The 6,252-nt window shown below is 43.2% G+C and carries 6 protein-coding genes and 1 riboswitch; of the genes, 1 reads left to right on the top strand and 5 read right to left on the bottom strand.

Translation table 11 applies throughout. The features are described 5' to 3' along the window. Positions 1-50: 50 nt before the first annotated feature. The 4 genes from AAEO50_RS20770 to AAEO50_RS20755 all read right to left on the bottom strand — a co-directional run bounded on the left by AAEO50_RS20770 (position 51) and on the right by AAEO50_RS20755 (position 3,643). A complete protein-coding gene (locus AAEO50_RS20770) occupies positions 51-353 on the bottom strand; it encodes a hypothetical protein (RefSeq protein WP_341986284.1) in 303 nt (100 codons plus the stop codon). Between the two features lie 83 nt (positions 354-436). Then, positions 437-1,204, bottom strand: a complete 768-nt coding sequence (sdhB, locus tag AAEO50_RS20765) for a succinate dehydrogenase iron-sulfur subunit (RefSeq protein WP_341986283.1) — start codon at positions 1,202-1,204, stop codon at positions 437-439. Next, a complete protein-coding gene (gene sdhA / locus AAEO50_RS20760; protein WP_341986281.1) occupies positions 1,204-2,967 on the bottom strand; it encodes a succinate dehydrogenase flavoprotein subunit in 1,764 nt (587 codons plus the stop codon). Before sdhA ends, sdhB begins: the two co-directional genes overlap by 1 nt. Before the next feature lie 67 nt (positions 2,968-3,034). Then, positions 3,035-3,643, bottom strand: coding sequence for a succinate dehydrogenase cytochrome b558 subunit (locus AAEO50_RS20755; protein WP_341986280.1), 609 nt, complete (start codon positions 3,641-3,643; stop codon positions 3,035-3,037). A 348-nt stretch (positions 3,644-3,991) separates the two neighbouring features. Between AAEO50_RS20755 and AAEO50_RS20750 the strand changes: the two genes are divergently transcribed. Continuing rightward, positions 3,992-4,429: a YslB family protein gene (locus tag AAEO50_RS20750; RefSeq protein WP_341986279.1), complete on the top strand. Its 438-nt coding sequence runs from the start codon at positions 3,992-3,994 to the stop codon at positions 4,427-4,429. Between the two features lie 69 nt (positions 4,430-4,498). Here the strand turns inward: AAEO50_RS20750 and AAEO50_RS20745 are convergent, their stop codons facing one another. Continuing rightward, positions 4,499-5,737: an aspartate kinase gene (locus AAEO50_RS20745; RefSeq protein WP_341986278.1), complete on the bottom strand. Its 1,239-nt coding sequence runs from the start codon at positions 5,735-5,737 to the stop codon at positions 4,499-4,501. 202 nt (positions 5,738-5,939) lie between these two features. Further along, a riboswitch (Lysine riboswitch) is annotated at positions 5,940-6,118 on the bottom strand. Positions 6,119-6,252 lie beyond the last annotated feature (134 nt).

The raw sequence follows: 6,252 nt of genomic DNA, 5'->3' as shown, positions 1-6,252 counted from the left end.
GCGGGTAGCCCGTGAGCCTCCTCGGTCGTACCTCCCTGTGGGGTCTCACATTAGCTACTTTTCCCGCAGGAGTCTTCGTCTTCCACTCCAATCAAACGCTGGAACGCGACGAAAACTAAACACGTATTATTAAAACTAATAACAAAAACCTGCCAAGAACGACCGAAAGCAGAGTTTAAAGTTAATTGAGCAGTTTGCACCCACGAATCAAGTGGCCATTTAATATCGAGTAGTAAGAATCTTTCGGTTTGGCACAGTAATCTTTGAGTTTGGGACGATAATATTTCGATTTTGACCATTAATCTTTCCATTTTTCCGCTTTTATCTTTCGATTCCACCAATAATTCCGTCACATGGAAAAATAAGGAATATCTTAGCGTTTTATAACTTCCTCCAAATTAAAAAAGCACTTCCCCGGAGGAAAGTGCTTTTGATATTAGTCTACCATATGGTCGCTTCCGAAGAAGTTTTTGAACATTTGGAATGATGTTTCGCGGTTTAGGGCTGCGATGGATGTTGTCAAAGGAATTCCTTTAGGACAAGATTGTACGCAGTTTTGTGAGTTACCGCAGTTTGCAAGGCCGCCGTCTCCCATGATTGATTCCAGGCGTTCGTCTTTGTTCATGGCACCAGTTGGATGCGCATTGAAAAGACGTACTTGGGAAAGCGGTGCAGGACCGATGAAATCGGATTTGCTATTTACGTTAGGGCAAGCCTCTAAACATACACCGCACGTCATGCATTTGGATAATTCATATGCCCATTGACGTTTTTTCTCCGGCATACGCGGACCAGGTCCAAGATCATATGTCCCATCGATCGGGATCCATGCCTTGACTTTTTTCAGGCTGTCAAACATACGGCTGCGGTCGACTTGCAGGTCACGTACAACCGGGAATGTCTTCATCGGTGCCAGATGGATCGGCTGTTCAAGCTGATCGACAAGAGCGGTACAAGATTGTCTCGGCTTCCCGTTGATCACCATTGAACAGGCACCGCAGACTTCCTCGAGACAGTTCATGTCCCAGTTGATTGGTGTTGTTGCTTCCCCTTTTACATTGACCGGGTTACGGCGGATTTCCATAAGCGCGGAAATCACGTTCATATTCGGCCGATAAGCTAATTCGAACTCTTCTTGGTAAGGGGCTGTTTCAGGGCTGTCTTGACGAGTAATGATAAAACGGACGTTTTTGTTTTCACTCATCATTTACTTCCCCCTTTACTCTTAGAATAGTCACGCTTACGAGGTGCGATCAAGGATGTATCTACTTCTTCATAATGGAATTCAGGTGAATTCGTTGCAGCGTTGTATTTCGCCATTGTTGTCTTGAGGAACTCCTCGTCGTTACGATCAGGGAATTCCGGCTTATAATGTGCGCCGCGGCTTTCGTTACGGTTAAGTGCCCCAATCGTGATTACACGTGCAAGCTGAAGCATATTCCACAGCTGACGAGTAAACATAGCCCCTTGGTTGCTCCATTTAGCCGTATCATTGATATTGATATTTTTGTATCGTTCCATAAGTTCTAAAATCTTCGCATCTGTTTCTTTCAGCTTGTCATTATGACGTACAACCGTAACGTTGTCCGTCATCCATTCGCCAAGCTCTTTATGGATCACATATGCGTTTTCTGTTCCATTCATGGACATGATTTCGTTCCATTTTTCCTCTTCTTGCTTCACATAGCGGTCGAATACGGAAGAAGGTACAGATTCACTTGTTTTTTCCAATCCACTGATATATTTAATGGCATTGGGACCTGCTACCATTCCGCCGTAAATAGCTGATAGCAGAGAGTTTGCTCCCAATCTGTTTCCGCCGTGCTGGGAATAATCACATTCACCGGCTGCAAACAGACCAGGGATATTCGTCATTTGGTCATAATCTACCCATAGGCCGCCCATTGAATAGTGAACCGCAGGGAATATCTTCATCGGTACTTTACGAGGGTCATCGCCCATGAATTTTTCATAGATTTCAATGATTCCTCCAAGTTTGATGTCAAGCTCCTTGGAATCTTTATGAGATAAATCAAGGTAGACCATGTTTTCCCCGTTGATACCAAGCTTCTGATTCACGCAGACGTCGAAAATTTCACGTGTTGCGATATCACGAGGTACCAGGTTTCCGTATGCAGGATACTTTTCTTCAAGGAAGTACCATGGCTTACCGTCTTTATACGTCCATACTCGTCCACCTTCACCACGTGCAGATTCACTCATCAGACGCAGCTTGTCGTCCCCAGGGATCGCAGTAGGATGAATTTGGATGAACTCACCGTTTGAATAATACGCACCTTGCTGATAAACGATGGATGCCGCAGAGCCAGTATTGATAACAGAGTTTGTAGACTTACCGAAGATAATTCCAGGTCCCCCTGTAGCCATGATCACTGCGTCTGCTGCAAATGATTGTATTTCCATTGTTTGAAGGTTTTGGGCAACGATTCCTCGCGCCACTCCCTCGTCATCAACGACCACTCCGAGGAATTCCCATCCTTCAAATTTGTTAACCAGACCCGCCACTTCATGACGGCGGACTTGCTCGTCCAATGCATAAAGAAGCTGCTGCCCTGTTGTTGCACCAGCAAATGCAGTACGGTGATGCTGTGTTCCGCCAAAGCGGCGGAAATCGAGAAGGCCTTCAGGTGTACGGTTGAACATGACTCCCATACGATCCAGTAAGTGAATGATACCCGGTGCTGCTTCTGTCATCGCTTTAACCGGAGGCTGATTTGCTAAGAAATCCCCTCCATATACAGTATCATCGAAATGTTCCCAAGGAGAATCCCCTTCTCCTTTTGTGTTTACGGCTCCATTTATACCACCTTGAGCACATACAGAGTGAGAACGTTTAACGGGTACAAGTGAGAATAAATCCACTTCCGCTCCAACTTCTGCTGCTTTGATTGTGGCCATCAATCCGGCTAATCCGCCGCCGACTACAATGATTTTGCCTTTACTCATCGTGACTCACTCCTTTTCCTACCAAAGTTGCCAGCTGATTTCTATCAGACTTCTATATTTGCTTCTCTTATACGAATGCGAAGATTGCGCGCATCCCAACTACCGATAACGCTACAAAAATCCCGATCGTTACATATGTAGCTATTAATTGAGAACGTGGTGAAACCGTAATTCCCCAGCTTACACAGAATGACCATAAGCCATTAGCAAAGTGGAAAATCGTTGATAGTACACCAATTACATAAAACGCAAGCATCAATGGATTAGATAAAATGTTCTCCATCATTTGAAAATTAACTTCCGCGCCAAAAGCGGCAGCTACTCTTGTTTCCCACACATGCCATGTAACAAAGATAAAGGTGATTACCCCTGAAACACGCTGAAGCAGGAACATCCAGTTACGGAAATAGCCGTATTTTGTGGCATTATTCTTAGAAGTGAACGCAATGTAAATTCCATAGATTGCATGGAAATACAATGGAAGGAAGATAATAAAAATTTCAAGGAAATAACGGAAAGGCAGACTTTCCATAAAATGTGCCGCTTGATTAAATGATTCTTCCCCGCCTGTGGCAAAATGGTTCACGACTAAATGTTGAGTTAAAAATAATCCAACTGGAATAACACCTAGTAATGAATGAAGCCTACGATAATTAAATTCTCGATTTCCAGCCATGATTTACCCCCCTTAATCATAAAATATGAGGTCGTTTTCTAATCATCATCCTCATTAGACTGCGATACATATTTTATGTTGTAACAATTATGTGACAAGTTTCATTTTACTCCCATAGAGTGTAAGCGTCAAGAAAACGGATACATAAAAATCGACAATATCGCTAAAATTTTTTTAATATAAAGACAACGTATAAATCGGTCTATATCCGCGTTTAATAATTAGAAAATTCTAATAAATAAACAAAAAAGTTATACCGCCAAAATATCCCATCTTTCTTTTCCCATGTTTGGGATGATAAATCTTCCTTTCATGTATATAATAGTTTTATAGAAAGAGGGGATTTACTTGGAACAGAAAAAAGAAGAAATCTATGAACCAACCGTTCCAATTTTCGGTTATGAAATGATAAGGGACATTCTGCTTCCGGATATTTTAGGAAAGCACACTCCCGAGATTTTATATTGGGGAGGCAAGCAGCTCTCCAGAAAATTCCCCCTTCAATCAATAGATGAATGTTCATCTTTTTTTGATGAAGCAGGATGGGGAACGCTGTCGGTTATAGAACAAAAGAAAAACGAAATTACCTTTGAATTGCGCGGATCGTTTATCGAAAGACGATTATCACTGAAATCAGACGTTACATTTAAATTGGAAGCAGGTTTTCTTGCTGAGCAAATCCAGCTCCAAAAGAAATGCACGACCGAAGCAGCAGACGAGATACATAAACGTAATCAATCCGTGAAGATCACCGCTCGCTGGGATGAAAAGGATAAAGTTGAATAGCTCGCGCACGAACGAAATAGATGAATGGGAAAAGGGTTGACTCCAGATGAGGAGTCAACCCTTTGTTGTTTAAAGCGTCACTTCTTCAACTTGCACGGCATCCAATTTGAAAGCCGTATGTAAGACTCCGGCAGCTTTTTGCATATTCTCCTGATCGACCACAGCCGACACTTTGATTTCAGACGTACTGACCATTTTGACGACAATGTCATTTTGAGCCAGGACTTCGAACATTTCTGCAGCCACTCCCGGATTGGAAATCATCCCTGACCCGACAATGGATACCTTGGCAAGGTCTCGTTCATGTTCGATATGAGTGAATCCCAGTTCTCGCTGATTTTTTTCCAATACAGCCAAGGCTTCATCCAAGTCATGTTCCTTGATTGAAAACGATAGATTTGTTGTATTGCGGTCTGTCTGGCTCTGGATGATGATGTCTACGTTCAAATGATTCTTAGCAAGTGTGGTGAATACTGAAGACAAGCCTGTCAGGGCATTTCCGAGTCCAAACACAGTCACCCGTACAATTTCGTCTTCGAATGCGACACCTCTTACCACTAAATTCTGTTCCATGCTTGCTTCCTCCTCAATATACGTACCTTCCACTTTTTCAAGACTCGATCTGACTTCTAGTGGGATTTGATAATTTTTCGCAAATTCAACCGCCCGGGGATGAAGGACCCCTGCACCTAAGTTGGCAAGTTCGAGCATTTCATCATACGAGATGGAAGGCAGTTTTCGTGCGCCTTCAATATAACGCGGGTCAGACGTATAGACGCCGTCGACGTCCGTATAAATATCACAGCGGTCGGCTTTCAACGCAGCAGCGATGGCCACAGCTGTCGTATCGGATCCCCCGCGCCCGAGTGTGGTGATTTCTCCGGATGGCGTCATTCCCTGGAATCCTGCTACAATTACGACTTTTCCGCTTTGAAGCTGTGTCGTCATTTTCTCGGTATGGATATTGGTGATTCGTGCATTGCTGTGAACGGATTCTGTCTCGATCCCCGCCTGCCAGCCCGTATACGAAATGGCTTCATGGCCAGCCTGGAGCAATGCCATCGTCAAAAGAGAAATGGTCACTTGTTCGCCCGTGGATAAAAGCATATCCATCTCTCGTTTACTTGGGTGAGAAGTGATTTCCCTTGCTAAACCGACTAATGTATCAGTTGTTTTCCCCATAGCGGACACGACAACCACAACATCATTTCCCCGGTTCTTCTCCTCCAAAATCCTTGACGCAACATTTTGAATTTTTTCAACAGAACCTACTGACGTTCCACCGAATTTTTGAACGATAATACTCACAGCTTCTCCTTCTTTCTCTTTGAGTGTAGAAATGGAATCTTTTTTCTGAAGAGAATCATCTGACTACTGCATAAATCCCTGCTGCATGACGGATGTCAATCATCCTTATGCAGTCCCATGCCTGATAATAAAAAAAGCAATGAGACGGATATCTCATTGCTTTATGAACTTAGAGTAAAAAATACTGAGTCGTTCATCGGCATTGTGAGATAGCTCTCCAAGATTGATTCATCTTGACAATCCTGCATTTCTTAAACGCAGGACCAGCGGGATTAGTATGAGTCTAAAACCACTTCGGCGAATCTCCCCTTTTCAGACATTTCAACGGAGCCCATACTCCTCTTTGTCTGTACTCTTGAAGTTCGCACCTCTATCACCACTATTAAAAGTGATAATGTTTTAAATTATCGATAATTATAGCACACGTAAAAAATGGAAGCAATGAGTTTTTTCAGAATTTTCCCCTTTAATTTTTTGCTCATTTCCCAAAAAAAGAAGAGAGGCGGAACCAAGCG

The sequence above is a fragment of the Rossellomorea oryzaecorticis genome (assembly GCF_038405515.1).
Lineage (GTDB): Bacteria > Bacillota > Bacilli > Bacillales > Bacillaceae_B > Rossellomorea > Rossellomorea oryzaecorticis_A.
The sequence above is the reverse complement of the archived record's forward strand: the minus strand, read 5'-3'. Positions and strand labels throughout refer to the sequence as shown.